We start from the raw sequence: 17,942 nt of genomic DNA on the forward strand, positions 1-17,942 counted from the left end.
CGTCGGTGCGCCGGGCACCCGGCAGGTCGACCGCGCGCCGGGATCCACGCAATTTCAATGGAAATCAGATGTCCGATTTCAATGGAAATCGCGCGACCCGCACCGAGCAGTGGGGGAGAAGGCATGGTCGGGGGGACGGCGATGAACGACCCGCTGCTCGAACTGGAGCGGTTGTCCGTGCGGTTCATGCTGGGGCGGCAGGCGGAGGTGCGCGCGGTGACCGACGCGACGCTGCAGCTGCGGCCCGGGCGGGTGCTGGCGCTGGTCGGCGAGTCCGGCTGCGGCAAGTCCGTGCTGGCCTCGGCGCTGCTCGGGCTGCTGCCCGGAAACGCCGAGGTGCGCGGGAAAGCGCTGCTGCGCGGCGGGATCGAGCTGCTGTCCGCGCCGGAATCGGTGCTGGCCGGGCAGGTCCGGGGGCGGATGGTCGGGTTGGTGCCGCAGTCGGCGAGCACCCACCTGACCCCGGTGCGCACCGCGCGCAGCCAGCTCGTCGAGACCATCCGCGCTCTGGGCGGCGAACTCGACGCGGATGCGCTCGCCGAACGCGTCGGGCTGGAGCCCGCCGCCCTCGACCGGTACCCGCACGAGCTGTCCGGGGGCATGGCCCAGCGGGTCGCGCTCGCGCTGGCGCTGGCCGGGGACCCGCAGGTCGTCCTCGCCGACGAGCCGACCACCGGGCTCGACCGGCCCCTGGTGCACCGCACCGTGGACCTGCTCGCCGAGTCCGCCACCGAGGACCGCGCGGTGCTGCTGATCACCCACGACCTGGCCGCCGCCCGGCGGGTCGCCACCGACATCGCGGTGATGTACGCCAGCCGCATCGTGGAGGCCGGACCGGCCGACGAGGTGCTGGCCGAGCCCTGGCACCCCTACACCGCGGGGCTGCTCGCCGCGCTGCCCGACGGCGGGTTCCGGCCGATCCCCGGCCACCCGCCCGCCCTGACCGAACTGGACCGCATCGAACGGGAGTGGGGTTGCGTGTTCTGCCAGCGATGCCCGGACGTGCCCGGTTTCGCACCGTGCACGGGTGATCCGGAGCTCATCGACCACGGCGGCCGCTGGGTCGCCGCGCACCCGCCGTGCTGAGCGCGACCGGCGTGGTCGCCGGGTACCGGCGCGGCGAACCGGTGCTCGACGGCGTCGGCCTGGACCTGCCCACCGGCGCGGTGGTCGGCCTGGCCGGGCCCAGCGGCTGCGGCAAGTCCACCCTGGCCAGGGTGCTCGGGCTGCTGCACGAGCCGTGGTCCGGGCAGGTCTCGATCGACGGCGAGCCCGTCGGCGGGTACCGGCACGCCACCCCGAAGGCGCAGCGCGCCGCCATCGGCATCGTCTTCCAGCACCCGCGGCCCGCCGTCGACCCGAGGTTCACCCTGCGCGACATCGTCGCCGAGCCGCTGCGCGCCACCGGGACCACCGGCGACGTGGACGAGCTGGCCGACGAGGTCGGGCTGACCGCGGAGCTGCTCTCGCGGCGCCCGCACGAGGTCAGCGACGGCCAGCTGCAGCGGGCGTGCCTGGCGCGGGCCCTGGCGCTGCGCCCCCGGTACCTGATCTGCGACGAGATGACCGCCATGCTCGACGCCTCCACCACGGCGGCGCTGGTGCAGGTCGTGGACCGGCAGGTGCACGAGCGCGGGACCGGGGTGCTGGCGATCAGCCACGACGAGGACCTGCTCGCCCACTGGGCGGTGCACGTGGTGCGCCTGGACGGCTCCTCGGCGGCGGTGTGATCGCGGCGCTCGCCGTCCCCGATCGCTTGCCAGGGCCGCGAGGCGGTGTGACAAGGTGGGGGAGTGCGCGGTCGCGGGGGACCGCTCGGCAAGTGACGACGGACCCGAGGAGTCGACGGTGAGCGAGGGCGAAGGCACCACATTCATGCAGTGGCGCGAACGGGCCCAGTCCGAGGTGCGCGACGACCGCCCGAAGATGCGCGCGGTCATGATCACCGCAGCGGTCGTGGTGGTCATCGGGGTCGTGGTGGGAGCGCTGTTCCTGCTGCTGTCCTGATCCCTTACCGGACACGGCCCCTCCTGCCCAGCACGGGCGGAGGGGCCGTCGTCGTTCCCGGGCACGTGATATCGGGCCGCGTTCTCGACGGAGCCTGCGGTGGCGAGGTCGCCAATTTCAAGCGAAATCGACGAAGCCGAGGACGCGGGTTCGGGTGCGTTGGTGGCGGCGTCAGAGCTGCCGATCTCGCGAGAAATCGCCACCGGAACGCCAGGGGCTGAGCCCGCTCGACGGCACCGCAGGGGACCGTGACGCGACCCAGCCACAAGAAACCCAGAAAACGCAAGATCACCCCCATCGCAACCGTCAGGACTGGTCTTCGAGGGCGCTGATGAGCAGGCGGGACACCCGGTGGCCGTCCATCGCCCGGACGGTGAAGCGGTGGCCGAGGGCCGCCAGCGAGTCGCCCTCCTCAGGGACCCGGCCGAGGCGGCTGATCACGAAGCCCGCCACCGTGTCGAACGGCCCGTCCGGCAGCCGGATGCCGGTCTGCTGCTCGAACTCGCTGCGGTGCAGCAGGCCGTCGACCTCGTAGCTGCCGTCGGCCTTCGCGCGCACCGGCGCCGCGCTCGGGTCGTACTCGTCCCAGATCTCGCCGACGACCTCCTCCACCAGGTCCTCGACGGTCACGATGCCCGCCGTGCCGCCGTACTCGTCGACGACCACCGCCAGGTGCCCGCTGCCGCGGCGCCGCATCTGGGTCAGCGCGGCCAGCACCGGTTTGCTGGCGGGCAGCGCGGTCACCGGCCGGGTCAGGTCGCCGACCGTGCGCGCGCCGTCGCCGCCGCTGTGCGCCGTGGTCAGCAGGTCGCGGACGTGGATGAACCCCACGACGTCGTCGGCGGTCTCCCGGATCACCGGGTACCGGGAGTGCGGTTTGCCCGCCACCTCCTCGATCGCGTCGGCCACCGACGTGGTGCGGTCCAGGAAGTCCACCTCGGTGCGCGGCACCATCACCTCGCCGAGCACCCGGTCGGTGGCCCGGAAGGCGTCGCTGAGCAGCCGCCGCTCCTCCACGGTCAGCTGCTCGTTGGTGCGCACCATGTCGCGCAGCTCCTCCTCGCTGACCTGCTCCTCGCGCGAGCGGGGGTCGATGCCCAGCAGCCGCACCACCGCGTTGGTCGACTTCGACAGCAGCCAGATGACCGGCCGCGACAGGCCCGCCAGCCGGTCCAGCACCCCGGCGGTGACCAGCGAGACCGCCTCGGACTTCTGCAGCGCGAGCCGCTTGGGCACCAGCTCGCCGAGCACCAGCGACAGGTACGACACGAACAGCGTCACCACGATCAGCGCCAGCGACGCGGCCAGCCCGATCGGCAGCCCCCACCCGGCCAGCACCGGCTCCAGGCGCACCGCGATGGTCGCGCCGCCGTAGCTGGAGGCGAAGAACCCGGCGAAGGTGACGCCGATCTGGACCGCGGAGAGGAACCGGTTCGAGTCGGCCCGCAGCTTCGCGACGCGAGCGCCCCGCTTGTCGTGCTCGGCGAGCCTGCGCACCTGGCTGTCGCGCAGCGACACCAGGGCGATCTCCGCAGCGGCGAAGTACCCGCCGACCAGCACGAACAGCAGCACGAGCGCGAGGTTCCAGACAATTCCGTCCACCTCTCGATTCTCACACCCGCGGCGCGTCCGCGAGAGCTCCCGCGGTCGGCGCGCCGCTCGTGGATGATGTGCCGTGACCTGAGCGAAGAGGGGCCCGTGCTGTGACCCCCTTGGTGCCGACCGGGGTGCTGTTCAACCGCGCCTCAGGGGACCGCGACGCAAGCCAGCCACGAGAACCCGCACGACGCGAGATCGGTCCCGGAGGCAACCACCGCTGAATATCGCGGAGAGGCGGGACTGTGCAGCGGACCTACGAGGAGCTGTCGGCCAAGGGCGTGGAGTTCCCGGAGCCGCCGGTGCAGCAGCCGTGGGGCTGGTGGTCGACGTTCCTCGACAGCGAGGGCAACCGCTTCACCCTCCAGCAGGCCGAGGGCTGAGGTCAGCCGACCGAGCGCCAGTACTGCCGCTGCTTCGCATCGCGCACCACGATGCCGCGCTCGGCGAGTTCAGCGCGCAGCAGCGCGGCTTCCTTGTGGTCGCGCTTGCGCAGCGCGCGCTCGCGGTCGGCCATCAGCGCGTTGATCCGCAGCGGCAGCTCGGAGTCCTCGCCGCTCCACAGCCGGTACTCGTGCGGGTCCCCGTCGCGCCACGGGTACCGGTGCGCGGTGAAGGCCTTCCGCAGCTCCTTGCGGTCCAGTTCGGACCGCCTGCGGGCGAGTTCGGCACCGGCGCCGTCCAGCACGACGAAGTCCTTGCCGTCCACGAAGACCGCGTCGACGTCGTCGCGGTCGAGGTGCTGCTCGGACGTCCCGACGGCCAGCGTGATCCGCTCGGCGTCGACGGTCACGGCCAGCCGCTCCTGCGCGAACAACCCGGCGAACCCGAACCCGATGAGCGCGCCGATCGCGATCGCCCCGATCGTCCCCCACGGATCGGGCACCGAGGCGGCCAGCTCGAACACGCCCTGGAACGGTGCCCACGACAACCCGGCGACCCACCCGGACACCAACCGGAGCAGGAGCACCACGAGCGCCCCGAGCAGCGGAAAGATGATCCAGGTGCCCCGCCGCAGCAGCGCGTGCTCGACCACTGTGGTCGGAGCGGATTCGCCAGCCATGCAGCCATTATCACCACGCCCCACCACCCGGGCCGACACCGCGCCTGCGGGGCCCGGACCGTCAGCTTCCCGACCTCTCGCCAGGCCAACGCAGAAGGGCCCGGGATGCCGTGGCATCCCGGGCCCCGATCCCCTCTCGTGCGGGTCAGGCGCCTGCTTCGCGGAGGAGGATGTCCACCGCCGCGTCGTTGCGGGCCGTCTCCTTCTCGATCACGTCCGCGGGCGGGTAGAAGCCGTCCAGGCCGCCGCCGTTGGCCGGGTACATCTCGAAGGTGTAGGCCAGGATCTTGTGCTGGCCCCACATCCAGTCCAGGCTGTCGCCGTCGGTGACGTAGAGGTCGCTGGACTGCTGCGGGGTGTAGCCGTTGGACTGGGCCATCTCCCCGCCGACCCGCGCGAACCGGTCGTACTCCTCCTGCGTCATGCCCTCGGTGACGTCGTCCTGGGTGTGGCCGAACGGCCAGAGCACCAGCTCGGAGTAGGTGTGGAAGTCGATCGCGGCCTTGATCTGCTGGGTGCCGCCGACCACCCGGGAGTTGATGAAGTCGCGCATCGCCGCGGTCTCCGGCGCCGACCACTCGGCCGTGCCGCGGTAGTCCTCGGCGTTCGGGTCGTCGCTGGAACCGCCGCAGCAGCCCCACTTGTAACCCCAGTTGCGGTTGAGGTCGGTGCCGGTGTCCTGCCGGTTCTTCCGCCAGCCCTGGAACTCGCCGGACTCGACGTCGTAGGACGAGCCGTCCGGGTTGACGATCGGGATCACCCAGATCTCCCGGTTGTCCACGGAGTCCTTGACAGCCGGGTCGGAGGCGTAGCCGTCGGTGAACCGGTTCGCGATGCGCAGGCACATCTCGGTGGTCAGGTGCTCGCGGGCGTGCTGGTTGCAGTCGAACAGCACCTCGGGCTCATCCTCGTCCTGCCCGACGTTGTCGCTGATCTTCAGCACCGGGATGTCGCGGCCCTCGAAGGACTTGCCGATGCTGGACTTCGCCGCGATGTCGGGGTGGTCGCTCGCGATCTTGTCGAGCTCGGCGACCGTCTCGTCGTAGGTGTGGTAGCCCTCGTAGCCGGGCGGGAAGTCGCCGGGCGCGGCCTTGCCGCGGTTGATCCGCTGCAGCGCTTCGCCGATCCCGGTGCCCTCGCCGAGCGCGAACCCGGCGGCCCGCAGCCGCTGCGCCTGGTCGGGGGTGGCCTCCACGGTGGCCACGCCGTCGCGGACCGAGAGCACCTGCGCGCCGGTGCGGTTGATCTCGGTGCGGCTGGTGCTGTCGGTGTTCGGGACGGTGTAGATCGCCGGTTCCTGCGCGGCGGGCGTCGGCTCCGCGGACACGCTGGCCGAGATCGGGGCCAGCAGGGCCAGGCACGCGGCGGCCGCCACGGCCGCTGCCTTGCGCCGTGAGCTGAACATCGGGTCTCCGATCGATCACTGGTGGTGACGTGGAGAGGTTCTAGGAGGGCACCGGTGTTGGCAAGCCACTGGCGAACAATGGTCGCCCGTTGACGTTTTCCCGGATGGCGGAACGGTGTGTGACCGCCGACCGGGTTCGGGGACAGCCCCCGGCGGCGGCGATTACCCTGGTTGGTGCAACCTCGAGGCCTTTGGAAGGACGCTCATGCTCACCCGTACCGACCTGCGCGGTCGCGTTCCGTCCACCGTCGAGCTGCGCGCCACGCTGCCGCGCGCCGAGATGGACGTGGAGCACGTGCTGCACCGGGTCCGGCCGCTGATCGAGGAGATCCGCGACCGGGGTGTGCCGGCGGTCCTGGAGTTCACCGAGAAGTTCGACGGAGTTCGACCGGAACGGGTGAGGGTCGGGGCGGCCGAGTTGCGCCGCGCGCTCGACGAGCTCGACCCGGCGGTGCGCGCCGCGCTGGAGGAGTCGATCAGCCGCGCCCGCAAGGTGCACGCCGACCAGCGCCGCACCGACACCACCACGCAGGTCGTGCCCGGCGGCACCGTGACCGAGCGCTGGGTGCCGGTGGCCCGCGTCGGCCTGTACGCGCCGGGCGGGCTGGCGGTGTACCCGTCCAGCGTGGTGATGAACGTGGTCCCGGCGCAGGCCGCCGGGGTGGAGTCGCTGGTGGTGTGCAGCCCGCCGCAGGCGGAGTTCGGCGGCCTGCCGCACCCGACGATCCTGGCCGCCGCGCAGCTGCTCGGCGTCGAGGAGGTCTGGGCGGTCGGCGGCGCGCAGGCGGTGGCGCTGCTCGCCTACGGCGGTGAGGACACCGACGGCGCCGAGCTGGCGCCGGTGGACATGGTGACCGGGCCGGGCAACGTCTACGTGACCGCGGCCAAGCGGCACCTGCGCAGCCTGATCGGCATCGACTCGGAGGCCGGGCCGACCGAGATCGCGGTGCTGGCCGACGGCACCGCCGACCCGGTGCACGTGGCCGCGGACCTGATCAGCCAGGCCGAGCACGACCCGCTGGCGGCCAGCGTGCTGGTGACCTCCTCGCCGGAGCTGGCCGACGCGGTCGACGCCGAGCTGGAGCGCCAGGTGGCGCGGACCAAGCACGTCGAGCGGATCCGCACCTCGCTGACCGGTGAGCAGTCCGGCTGCATCCTGGTGTCCACGGTGGAGGACGGCGTGCGGGTGGTGAACGCCTACGCCGCCGAGCACCTGGAGATCCAGACGGCCGACGCCGAGGCGGTGGCCGCGAAGATCCGCAACGCGGGCGCGATCTTCGTCGGCCCGTACGCGCCGGTGTCGCTCGGCGACTACTGCGCGGGTTCCAACCACGTGCTGCCCACCGGCGGGTGCGCGCGCCACTCGTCCGGCCTGAGCGTGCAGAGCTTCCTGCGCGGCATCCACGTGATCTCCTACGACGAGCAGGCGCTGCGCGACGTCGCGGACAAGGTCGTGGCGCTCGCCGACGCCGAGGACCTCCCGGCCCACGGCCAGGCGATCACCGCCCGCTTCTGAGGAGAGGGTGAGGTCGTCTTGCTCAGGTGGTCACCTAGCGGAACCTCAGACGCCGTCTGGACTGCGGGAGCCCGTTCTGATGTGTGTCCGATACACGGCGAACGGGACTGGCCTCGCCAAGAGCCCAGTTCGGGCGGGCACGGTCTGAGAACCCGCGGGTGGTCGCCCTGCGAGGGTGGGCTAAGCGGCTGGTGCCGCTCTGAAGACAAACGAAGGTTGAACACATGAGTGACGTGCTGGGCGCCGAGACGACGCTGGCCGACCTGCCGCTGCGGGAGGACCTGCGCGGCCGCAGCCCCTACGGCGCACCGCAGCTGGACGTGTCGGTCCGGCTCAACACCAACGAGAACCCCTACCCACCGCCGCAGGAGCTCGTCGACGACGTGACCGCGGCGGTGCGCGAAGCCGCCGCCGAGCTGCACCGCTACCCCGACCGCGACGCCAAGGCCCTGCGCACCGACCTGGCCGCCTACCTGACGCGGGCGACCGGGGTGCCGCTGGCGATGGAGAACGTGTGGGCCGCCAACGGCTCCAACGAGGTGCTGCAGCAGATCCTGCAGGCCTTCGGCGGGCCGGGCCGCACCGCGCTCGGCTTCGAACCGTCGTACTCGATGCACCCGATCCTGTCCGCGGGCACCCGCACCGACTGGGTTCCGGCGCCGCGCCGCGCCGACTTCAGCCTGGACGGCCCCGAGGCCGCTCGGATCGTCGCCGAGAAGCAGCCCAGCGTGGTGTTCGTGACCAGCCCGAACAACCCCACCGGGCAGTCGGTGTCGCAGGACGACCTGCGCGCGATCCTCGACGCCGCGCCCGGTGTGGTGGTGGTCGACGAGGCCTACGCCGAGTTCTCCGCCCGGCCCAGCGCGATCGAGCTGATCGAGCAGTACCCGGCGAAGGTGATCGTCAGCCGCACGATGAGCAAGGCGTTCGCGTTCGCCGGTGGTCGGCTCGGCTACCTGGCCGCCGCACCGGCGATGATCGACGCGCTGCTGCTGGTGCGGCTGCCGTACCACCTGTCGGCGGTCACGCAGGCCGCCGCGCGCGCCGCGCTGCGGCACGCCGAGGCGACGCTCGGTTCGGTGCAGGCGCTCATCGACGAGCGGGAACGGGTGGTCCGCGAGCTGACCGCGCAGGGCTTCTCGCCGGTGCCCAGCGACGCCAACTTCGTCCTGTTCGGACGGTTCGCGGACGCGCACCGCGCGTGGCAGCGCTACTTGGACGCCGACGTGCTGATCCGCGACGTCGGCATCCCCGGACACCTGCGGGTCACCATCGGCACGCCGGCGGAGAACGACGCCTTCCTGGCGGCCGGCAAGGCAGCGAGCGAGGAGATCCAGCAGTGACATTCCAGCCGGGAACCCGCGCGGGCCGGGTCGAGCGCACCACCAAGGAGTCCTCGGTGCTGGTCGAGCTCGACCTCGACGGCACCGGACAGGTCGACATCGACACCACGGTCCCGTTCTACGACCACATGCTCACCGCCCTGGGCACGCACGGCGCCTTCGACCTGAAGGTGAAGTCGACCGGCGACGTGCACATCGACGCGCACCACACGGTGGAGGACACCGCGATCGTGCTCGGCCAGGCGCTGCGCCAGGCGCTGGGCGACAAGAAGGGCATCCGCCGCTTCGGCGACGCCTGGATCCCGATGGACGAAACCCTCGCGCACGCGGCGGTGGACGTCTCGGGCCGCTCCTACTGCGTGATGACGGGCGAGCCGGAGCAGTACAACAGCTTCACCATCGGCGGGAACTACCCGTTCGTCCTCAACCGCCACGTGTTCGAGTCCCTGGCCTTCCACGCCCAGATCAACCTGCACGTCCGGGTGGTCCACGGCCGCGACCCGCACCACATCGCGGAAGCCCAGTACAAGGCGATCGCCCGAGCCCTCCGAGCAGCGGTCGAACCGGACCCCCGCTTCGCCGGAGTCGTCCCCTCCACCAAGGGCGCCCTGTAGCGCGGTCTGACAGCTGGGGGGCGCCTTCCGCCGCGGCGGAAGGCGCCCCTTTTCATCTCCCCGGGATCGGTCAGTCGAGGGCGGGTTGGGGGGTGGCTGCTTCGAGGCGGGCCGTTTCGGCTCGTTGTTGCGGGCCCCAGGTTTCGGCCGTCATGAGGGTGGCGATGAGGCCGAGGAGGCCGTAGGCGCTGAACAGGAGGGCCGGGCCGATCCAGCCGAAGGCGCTGAACAGCGTCGTGGCCAGCAGGGGCGTGAAGCCCGAGACGATCGCCGAGCCCTGGTAGGCCAGGGAGGCGCCGGAGGTGCGGGTCTTCGTGCGGAACAGCTCGGCGAACCAGGCGCCCTGGACCGCCGCCAGCGAGTTCTGGCAGATTGCGAAGCTGATCACGAAGGTCGCCACGACCAGCGCCGCCACGCCCGTGTTGACCAGCAGGAACATCGGGACGCCGAACAGCACCACCAGGGTGCAGCCGAACAGGTACACCGGGCGGCGGCCGAACCGGTCGGCGAGGCGGCCGAAGCCGAGGGTGGTGAACAGGCCGATCCCGGCCGCGGTGACCACCGCGGTCAGCGTCACCGACTTGTCGGTCAGCGGGTCGTCGCCCTGCACCAGGTAGGTGAGCATGAACGTGATCGCCACCGCGTAACCGGCCGTCTCGGTGATCCGCAGGCAGAACGCGCGCAGGACGTTGCGCCAGTCGCTGCGCAGCACCTCGGTGATCGGGTTCTTGACCACTTCGCCGTCGCCCTTGAGCTCCTCGAACTCCGGCGACTCGGCGATCTTGTAGCGGATCACGATGCCGACGAACACCAGCACCGCGCTGAGCAGGAACGGCACCCGCCACGCCCACTGGTCGCCGAGCGGGGTGCTGGCCAGGAACGCGAAGTTGGCCAGCAGCAGGCCCAGCGGGAACCCGGCCTGCGGGATCGCGGTGTACTGGCCGCGCTTGCGCCACGGGGCGTGCTCGTAGGTCATCAGGATCGCGCCGCCCCACTCGGCGCCGAAGGCCAGGCCCTGTACCACCCGCACCAGCACGAGCAGGATCGGCGCCAGCACGCCGACCTGCTGGTAGGTGGGCAGCAGGCCGATGCACACGGTGGCCAGCCCCATCAGCAGCAGCGACCCGACCAGCACCGGCTTGCGGCCGATCCGGTCGCCGAGGAAGCCGCCGAGCACCCCGCCCAGCGGCCGGACCGCGAAGCCGATGCCCAGCGTGGCGAAGGACAGCAGCGTCGCCGACAGGGGATCGGAATCGGGGAAGAACACGTCGCCGAAGTACAGGGCGGCGGCGGTGCCGAATCCGATGAAGTCGTAGTTCTCGATGGTGGTACCGACACCGCTGCCGATCGCTACCCGCAATCGGTCCGGCGTGCCGTGCACCCGGTGCGGCGTTGCCTGGGCGCTGCTCATGCGTTCTCCTGCTCGGCTGACTGTTGACAGTCGACTGTCGGTCGGCTCATGCTCCGGTCGTGCCGAGCCCGTGTCAACCCCCATCACGGACCGGAGTCGCCGAACAGCGCAGCGCTCAGCCGCCGGGGACACCCCACTGTAAGCCTGCTACCAGCGGGAACGGTGTCCGGTCGATGGTGCGGGGCGGCTTCCGCGGAGTCGATCTCCGCACTGCGCCGCGATCCCGCGCGCCGGAGTCGCGCGAATCGCGTCTCCGGCTCTCCGCACTTTGGTATGACGGTGCGGAGCGCGTTGATCGGCGCTGTCGGCGGAGGAGGATCTGGGTGGCGCGTCAGGAACGTCCGCTGCGGGACTTCGCGGTGCTGATCTACGGCGCGGGACTCGGGTTCCTGACGAACCTCGCGACCAACAGCGCCGACGGCTGGGCGCCGCCGTTCACCCTGATCCGCGACCACTCGGAGCTCCTGATCGGAGCGGGGGTCCTGGTGCCCGCGGGCTACTACGCGTGGCGCCAGCGCAAGCTGCGCACCGAGCACGACTGGGACGCCGGGAAGAACCCGTACCCGGGACTGCAGGCCTTCGACCAGGAGCGCGAGTCGGTGTTCTTCGGCCGGGAAGGCGCCAAGCGCGAGCTGCACGACCGGCTGGACGTCTCCGGGGGAGCGCCGGAGGACCGGTTCCAGCTGGTGGCCGGGCCTTCGGGCTCCGGCAAGTCGTCGCTGGTCAACGCCGGGCTGGCGGTCGAGCTGCGGAAGCGGCGGTGGAACCTCACCGCGCCGATCACGTTGAACCGCGACCCGTTCGGCTCGCTGGTGCACGAGCTGCAGGGCGAGCTGCCGAAGCCGGACGCCGACGCGCTGGTCCGGGACCTGCGCGTCGAGGGGCGGCGCGCCCTGGAGCGGTTGCGGCGCACCGACGACCCGCGCTCGGAGCACCCCGAGGTGATCAACGCGGTGTTCCGCGGGCTGGTCGGCGGCAACCGCCCGGCGGCGCTGCTGCTCGACCAGGCCGAGGAGCTCGTGACGCAGGTCGACGCCCAGACCCGGCAGGAGTTCATGGCCGTCCTGCACACCGCCCTCGCCGACCACAAGCGCCTGCACGTGGTCGCCACGATGCGGGCGGAGTTCATCGACGACTTCCTCCCGGAGCCGAGCGGGGCGCTGCTGCGCGACGCGTACTTCGTGACCCGGCTGAACCGCGCGGAGCTCCGACAGATCATCACCGGCCCGGCCCGCAAGGCGGGCGTGGAGATCGACCCCGACGCGGTCGCGGCCATGGTCGACGACGCGACGGAGGCGGGCGCCGACGTCCTGCCGCTGCTGGCCCACCTGCTGCACAACCTCTACGAGGACTACGGCTCCGACGGCCGGATCACGTTGCAGGAGTACGTGAACTCCGGCCGGGTCGAGCAGGCGATCTCGTCCACTGCGGACAAAGTGCTGGCGCGGTTGTCCCGCCAGCACGACGAGGAGAAGGTCCTGCGGACGCTGCTGCGCTTCGTGTCGTGGGCCTCGCACGCCGAGGACCCGACGCGCAACCGCGTGCGGCTCGACGACCTCGACGCCGACGAGAAGCACATCGTCGACGAGTTCCTGGAAGCCCGCCTGCTGGTGGACGACGAGAACGGCCAGCGCGACCTCGCCCACGAAGCCCTGCTCCGGCAGTGGGAACCCCTGCGCAGCCGCCTGGCCGCGCAGCGCCCGCTGCTGCGCAAGCGCACCACCTTCCAGCAACGCGCTCAGGAGTGGGACCAGGCAGACCGCCGTGCGGACCTGCTGCTGCCGGAGAGCCAGGTCGACGAGGCCGTGGCCGTGACGGAGGCGGTCGAGTGCAGCGCGCTGCTCCGCGAGTTCTGCGCGGCATCGGCGGAATCGCGGCGGAAGGCGCGGAGGAGCCGGGCGATCGCGGCTGCCCAGCAGGCCGATCAGGTCAAGAGCGCGAATCCGCAGCTGGCGCTCGCCGTCGCTCGGGAAGTCGTCGAGCTCAGCCAGGACGATGCCACGACGGCCGCGCTCTGGGCCCGCCTGAACGACCCGCTGGTCTGGAGCATGCGGCGGCACGCCGATCGCATCATCACTGTTCGCTGGGACGACGACGGGCGCTTGTGGGCCGTGGATCGCGATGGCGTCCTCATGGTGCACGACATCGCGCAAGAACAACCCGTGCAGGTCCGCCAGCTGCCGAAGGAGGGGCGTCTGTTCACCGCTGAGTGGACGAGCGCCGAGACGTTGGTCTTCGGTGACGCAGCGGGCTTGAAGCGCTGGGACCTGGCGGCCGGTGAGGTCGAGCTGGTGGACCAGCAGGGGCCGGTGCGCCACCCGCTGGCCATGTCTTCGACCGGGTGGCTCGCCTACGACCGCAACGGCCAGCTGGCCGTGCGGGCCCCCGGCGAAGCGGAGCCCTCCGCGCTGCTGGGGAGCTCGGACGACGTCGGGCACGCCGAGTGGGGTCCGACGGGGAAGCTGGCGATCGGCGACGACGAGGGGATCGTCCGCACCTGGGATCCCGGCACCGGCGAAACCGCGGTCGTCCACGAGCACGTCAGCGGGGTGAACTCCCTCTCGTGGTCGGAAACCGGGCTGCTGGCAAGCGTGGACGACCACGCGGTCCGGGTGTGGGATCCCGCGACCGGGGGGACCGAGGTCCTGCGCGACTGGCGGAACGATCTCCTCGGCGCCACCTGGGCGAGCCGGGAGCAGTTGATCATCGGGGTCCGCTCTGGGCTGGGCAGCGCCTACCGGATCGACGCCTGGGACAGCAGGTCCAAGGCGCTGCGCACGCTCCGGTACTGCGCCGACCAGGTGTGGGCGGTCTTCCCCGCCCCGGGCGGGAACTTGCTGATCTGCATGAACTCCGGTTCAGCGGATCTCATCCGCGCCGATCGCGGCCAGCACGTCGAGCAGCGCCGACCGGCTTCGGCCTGCGGTGGTTCCGCGCGCGGAACCGACCTGCTCACCGTCGGCTCGGACGGCAAGCTCTGGCGGATCGGTGCCGAGGACGCCGCGCGGCTCGGCCGCGATGCGCACTCCGGCACCGCCGACCTGCTGGCCTGGTCGGCGGAGGGCTTGCTGGCCAGCGCGAGGTGGAACTACGACGACTACAGCGAAGTGCGGGTGTGGGACCGCCGCGGGGCGGAGACCTCGCTCGTGAGGTGCGGCAGCGGCGCGATCAACGGCCTCGCCTGGTCGCCGACCGGCTTGCTCGCCTGGAGCGAGCGGGACCAGGTGCACGTCTGGGACGCGCGGAGCCGGGAGTCCCGGACCGTGCTGGAATTCGCCGGGGTGGTGGAAGCTCTCGCCTGGTCCAGCACGGGTCTGCTCGCGGCCGGTACGAGCAACGGCGGGCTCAAGGTCTGGGATTCCGCTTCGGACACCGCCAAGGTGCTGAAGCGGGACGACTACCTGCTCAGCGAGATCGAGACGATCGCGTGGTCGCCGGAGGGCAGGCTGGCCACCGGCGACGACAGCGGTGCGGTGCGCATCTGGGACCTCGAATCCGGCCGGTCGACGTTGCTGGCCGTGCACACCAAGGCTGTGCGGGCGGTGGCCTGGTCGCCTGACGGGCTGCTGGCCAGCGGAGGCGATCAGACGGTGCGGTTGTGCAACCCGGAGAACGGGCAGAACCGGATCGTCGACCAGCAGGACGACGAGCTGAAAGTGCTCGCGTGGTCCGAAGACGGTGTGCTCGCCAGCGGGTGGAGCGACGGCGCGGTGCGGGTTCTGGAGCCGGACGCGGCCGAGTCCCGGTTGGTGCACGAGCACGCTTACGGCGTCGAAGTGCTCGCCTGGTCCGGGGCCGGGCAGCTCGCGGCGAGTTCCGGTGCCCTGGCGGAGCCCGCGATCATCTGGGACCAGAGCACGTCCGAGACGCTCCAGCTCGACTCCGGCAGCGGGTCCAGCTGGCTCGCCTGGTCGCCGGACGGCGAACTGACCACTTCGGACTACGACGACCGGATCCGGTTGTGGAACAGCGGTTTCCAGCAGAGCCGGGCCATCCGGCAGCACGACGGCCCGGCCGACGTCGTCGCCGTGTCCGGCACCGGGCTGGTCGCCTCGGTCGGCTTGGACGGCGAACTCCGCGTGTGGGACGGGAGGACGGGCGACAGCCGCGTCATCTCGGTCGGCGAGAACCGCCTCAGCGCGCTGGCGTGGGATTCGGCCGACCGGCTCGCCGCGGCGCGCACCGACCGCGGGGTTTCCCTGTGGGACCCGACGACCGGTGAGTTCGCCGACCTGACGGAGCGGATCACGCGCGTCAGCGCGATGTCCTGGAGCGCGGGCGGTGTGCTGGCGGTGGGTGGGGACGACTTCGTCGTCCGCCTCCTGGAGCCGGGCAGCGGGCAGGTTCGAGAGCTGCGCAGGCACACGGACGTGGTGCGGGCGCTGACGTGGTTGGACGACGATCGGCTGGTCAGCGCCGGGGATGACGGCCTGCTGATCTGGGACGCGCACCAGGGGCGGGTGCTGACCATCGGGCACGCGGTGCAGGTCCGCGTCCTGGCCTGGACGCCGGGGCGGCCGCTGGCCAGCGCCGACGACGACGGGCGGATCAGCTTGTGGGACCCGGGATCAGGCCACGTCATCACGACCTCCCAGGCGCACGAGGGGGCCGTCACCGTGCTCGGTTGGCGGGACGACGGCCTGCTGATGAGCGCCGGGCAGGACCGCCGGGTGCTCACCTGGAACGTCGACACCGACGCGGAGCGTCTCCTGCGCGAGGCCGAGGAGCGGGGCGTGCGGCGGTTGACCGAGCAGGAGCGGGTCCGGTTCGGGCTGGTCTGACACGGAGCGTAGTCCGGTTGACGCCGGTCGTTGCGCCGTTCGGATGACTCGGGTGGTTCACCGATGCGTCACCGCGGGGTCTCCCGGGCGTGGGTTTCGTCGATAACCATGGCCCGTTGTGACTGAGGTTTCTCGACGTCGGGTGCTCGCCGGTGCCGCTGGTGCGGTCGGCGGCGCCGCTGCCGCTTCGCTGTTGCCGCCTTCACTCCACCGGGCTATGGCCCAGCCGGTGCCGGCGGGCGGGCTGGACGCACTCGAGCACGTCATCGTGCTGATGCAGGAGAACCGCTCGTTCGACCACTACTACGGGACGTTGCAGGGCGTTCGCGGGTTCGGGGACCGGCACCCGCTCCAGCAGCCCGACGGCCGCTCGGTGTTCCAGCAGCCCAAGGCGGGCGGCGAGGTGCTGCCGTTCTCGCTGCGGCAGGGCGCCGAGCGCGAGGGGCGGCCGGTGTCGGACATCCAGTACCTCGGCGACCTCGACCACAGCTGGGGCGGCAGCGGCAAGGCCTGGGCGCGCGGCTGGAACAACGACTGGATCGCCGCGAAGACCGCGGCCACCATGACCTACTACGAGCGGCAGGACATCCCGCTGCAGTACGAGCTGGCGGACACCTTCACCATCTGCGACGCCTACCACTGCTCGGTCTTCGGCTCCACCAACCCGAACCGCAACTACCTGTTCACCGGCACCACCGGTTACGAGCCGGGCAGCACCGAGCGCGCCGTCACCAACGCGGCCTACGACTACGGCCACGCCGGTTACGAGTGGACCACCTACCCGGAGCGGCTGGAGCAGGCCGGGGTGTCCTGGCAGATCTACCAGGAGTGGGACAACTTCACCGACAACCCGGTGGAGTACTTCAAGACCTTCAAGGAGATCGGGCGCAAGGTGCTCGGTCCGGTGGACGGCGAGTACCGCACCACCGAGGAGTTCTACACCGCGCTGTTCGACAAGCCCGCCGAGGAGCAGCAGCGGCTGCTCAAGCAGCTGGACGCGGGCCGCGCTTCGCTGACCGCCGCCGAGCGGAGCCTGTTCGACCGCGCGATGTACCGCAGCGAGCCGGGCACGCTGGTCGACCGGTTGCGCGCTGACATCGCCGCGAACCGGTTGCCGCAGGTCGTCTGGCTGGTGCCGTCCTCCACCGACTCCGAGCACCCGGGCAGCTCGACGCCGGTGGGCAGCGCGAACCTGATCTACCGGGTGCTGGACGCGATCGCCGACCCGAAGGTGTGGCCGAAGACCGCGCTGCTGCTCAACTTCGACGAGAACGACGGCTTCTTCGACCACGTGCCGCCGCCGGTGCCGCCGAAGCCGGAGTCGGGGGAGGGCGACGACTACTACGCCGGGCAGCCGATCGGCCTCGGCCCGCGGGTGCCGATGACCGTGGTCTCGCCGTGGACCATCGGCGGTTTCGTCAACTCCGAGACCTTCGACCACACCTCGGTGCTGCGCCTGCTGGAGCGCTGGACCGGTGTGCAGGAGCCGAACATCAGCTCCTGGCGGCGCACCGCGTGCGGTGACCTGACCTCGGTGTTCGACTTCGACAACGCGGCAGAGCCGCCCAAGCCCGCCGAACCGGGCCCGGTGCCCGACCCGATCAAGCGCTGGCATCCGAAACCCCCTGCGGAGCAAGCGCTTCCGGTGCAGGAGCCGGGCCGCCGCCCGGCCCGAGCGCTGCCCTACCAGCCGCAGGTCTCGGGCGCTCTGAACGGGGAAGCCGTGGTGCTGCGGCTCGGCAACGTCGGTGCCGCGTCCGCGCACTTCGCGATCTACCCGTACGCCGGGGAGCTCCCCGAACCGTCCCACGTGGACGTCCTCGGCGAGCAGGTGGTGACGGTGCCGGTCCGCGACGAGTACCGCCTGGCGGTGCAGGGCCCCAACCGGTTCTGGTTCGAGCTGAGCGGATCGCGAGCCGGGAAGGCGGCGGGCGTCGACGTCCAGACCCGCCACACGGTCCGCGGCCTGGCGCTGGAACTGCGCAACGGCGGCCAGCAGGACATCACGCTCCGCCTGCGCTCGGTCGGCTACGTCGTCCACGAGAAGCAGGTCCGCGTCGCGGCGGGCGGTGCCCAACCGATGGAGTGGCCGACCGATCAGGGCTGGTACGACGTGGAGATCACCACCCCGCAGGACAAGACCTACCGCCGCCGCATCACCGGCCGAGCCGAGAACGGCGCCCCCGGGGTCACCGGCTGAACCCGC

Annotated in this window: 13 protein-coding genes; 9 read left to right on the plus strand and 4 right to left on the minus strand. The window is 71.5% G+C overall.

Annotation, left to right across the window (positions count from 1 at the left end):
• The first annotated feature begins 123 nt into the window (after window positions 1–123).
• The 3 genes from F1721_RS20705 (at window position 124) to F1721_RS34490 (ending at window position 2,007) form a co-directional block, all read left to right on the plus strand.
• Window positions 124–1,086: an ABC transporter ATP-binding protein gene (locus F1721_RS20705; protein ID WP_246155207.1), complete on the plus strand. Its 963-nt coding sequence runs from the start codon at window positions 124–126 to the stop codon at window positions 1,084–1,086.
• On the plus strand, window positions 1,080–1,730 hold the full coding sequence (locus F1721_RS20710) for an ABC transporter ATP-binding protein (RefSeq protein WP_150068384.1): 651 nt from the start codon (window positions 1,080–1,082) through the stop codon (window positions 1,728–1,730). The genes F1721_RS20705 and F1721_RS20710 overlap by 7 nt, the downstream gene beginning before the upstream one ends.
• A gap of 118 nt (window positions 1,731–1,848) precedes the next feature.
• Window positions 1,849–2,007, plus strand: a complete 159-nt coding sequence (locus F1721_RS34490) for a hypothetical protein (protein ID WP_170301547.1) — start codon at window positions 1,849–1,851, stop codon at window positions 2,005–2,007.
• A gap of 306 nt (window positions 2,008–2,313) precedes the next feature.
• Here the strand turns inward: F1721_RS34490 and F1721_RS20715 are convergent, their stop codons facing one another.
• Window positions 2,314–3,609, minus strand: coding sequence for a hemolysin family protein (locus tag F1721_RS20715; protein ID WP_150068385.1), 1,296 nt, complete (start codon window positions 3,607–3,609; stop codon window positions 2,314–2,316).
• Between the two features lie 239 nt (window positions 3,610–3,848).
• Between F1721_RS20715 and F1721_RS20720 the strand changes: the two genes are divergently transcribed.
• A complete protein-coding gene (locus tag F1721_RS20720) occupies window positions 3,849–3,986 on the plus strand; it encodes a VOC family protein (protein WP_387512198.1) in 138 nt (45 codons plus the stop codon).
• A 2-nt stretch (window positions 3,987–3,988) separates the two neighbouring features.
• On the opposite strand, the gene F1721_RS20725 is transcribed toward F1721_RS20720, so the two are convergent.
• Window positions 3,989–4,666, minus strand: coding sequence for a YqeB family protein (locus F1721_RS20725; RefSeq protein ID WP_150068386.1), 678 nt, complete (start codon window positions 4,664–4,666; stop codon window positions 3,989–3,991).
• 145 nt (window positions 4,667–4,811) lie between these two features.
• Window positions 4,812–6,071, minus strand: coding sequence for a M14 family metallopeptidase (locus tag F1721_RS20730; RefSeq protein ID WP_150068387.1), 1,260 nt, complete (start codon window positions 6,069–6,071; stop codon window positions 4,812–4,814).
• A gap of 205 nt (window positions 6,072–6,276) precedes the next feature.
• Here F1721_RS20730 and hisD point away from each other — a divergent pair, with 205 nt between their 5' ends.
• The 3 genes from hisD (at window position 6,277) to hisB (ending at window position 9,544) form a co-directional block, all read left to right on the plus strand.
• Entirely contained in the window at window positions 6,277–7,587 is a 1,311-nt protein-coding gene (hisD, locus tag F1721_RS20735) for a histidinol dehydrogenase (RefSeq protein ID WP_150068388.1), read from the plus strand.
• A gap of 224 nt (window positions 7,588–7,811) precedes the next feature.
• Window positions 7,812–8,930 (plus strand): histidinol-phosphate transaminase, encoded by a 1,119-nt coding sequence (locus F1721_RS20740; protein ID WP_150068389.1) that lies wholly within the window; start codon window positions 7,812–7,814, stop codon window positions 8,928–8,930.
• Window positions 8,927–9,544 carry an imidazoleglycerol-phosphate dehydratase HisB gene (gene hisB, locus F1721_RS20745; RefSeq protein WP_150068390.1) on the plus strand — a complete coding sequence of 206 codons (618 nt, stop codon included), beginning with the start codon at window positions 8,927–8,929 and terminating at the stop codon, window positions 9,542–9,544. The genes F1721_RS20740 and hisB overlap by 4 nt, the downstream gene beginning before the upstream one ends.
• Before the next feature lie 70 nt (window positions 9,545–9,614).
• On the opposite strand, the gene F1721_RS20750 is transcribed toward hisB, so the two are convergent.
• Window positions 9,615–10,955 (minus strand): MFS transporter, encoded by a 1,341-nt coding sequence (locus tag F1721_RS20750; protein WP_150068391.1) that lies wholly within the window; start codon window positions 10,953–10,955, stop codon window positions 9,615–9,617.
• A 323-nt stretch (window positions 10,956–11,278) separates the two neighbouring features.
• Here F1721_RS20750 and F1721_RS20755 point away from each other — a divergent pair, with 323 nt between their 5' ends.
• Together F1721_RS20755 and F1721_RS20760 are read left to right on the plus strand one after the other, a co-directional pair.
• Complete coding sequence (locus F1721_RS20755) at window positions 11,279–15,736, plus strand: nSTAND1 domain-containing NTPase (RefSeq protein ID WP_170301548.1); 4,458 nt, start codon at window positions 11,279–11,281, stop codon at window positions 15,734–15,736.
• A 142-nt stretch (window positions 15,737–15,878) separates the two neighbouring features.
• Entirely contained in the window at window positions 15,879–17,936 is a 2,058-nt protein-coding gene (locus F1721_RS20760; protein WP_246155231.1) for a phosphocholine-specific phospholipase C, read from the plus strand.
• Window positions 17,937–17,942 lie beyond the last annotated feature (6 nt).

It is taken from the genome of Saccharopolyspora hirsuta, from assembly GCF_008630535.1.
Classification (GTDB): domain Bacteria; phylum Actinomycetota; class Actinomycetes; order Mycobacteriales; family Pseudonocardiaceae; genus Saccharopolyspora; species Saccharopolyspora hirsuta.

Excerpts from the sequence above, each read along its gene's own strand:
- hisD (WP_150068388.1), top strand. The coding sequence starts at position 6,277 with ATGCTCACCCGTACCGACCTGCGCGGTCGCGTTCCGTCCACCGTCGAG.
- F1721_RS20750 (WP_150068391.1), bottom strand. The coding sequence starts at position 10,955 with ATGAGCAGCGCCCAGGCAACGCCGCACCGGGTGCACGGCACGCCGGAC.
- F1721_RS20730 (WP_150068387.1), bottom strand. The coding sequence starts at position 6,071 with ATGTTCAGCTCACGGCGCAAGGCAGCGGCCGTGGCGGCCGCCGCGTGC.
- F1721_RS20705 (WP_246155207.1), top strand. The coding sequence starts at position 124 with ATGGTCGGGGGGACGGCGATGAACGACCCGCTGCTCGAACTGGAGCGG.
- F1721_RS20725 (WP_150068386.1), bottom strand. The coding sequence starts at position 4,666 with ATGGCTGGCGAATCCGCTCCGACCACAGTGGTCGAGCACGCGCTGCTG.
- F1721_RS20740 (WP_150068389.1), top strand. The coding sequence starts at position 7,812 with ATGAGTGACGTGCTGGGCGCCGAGACGACGCTGGCCGACCTGCCGCTG.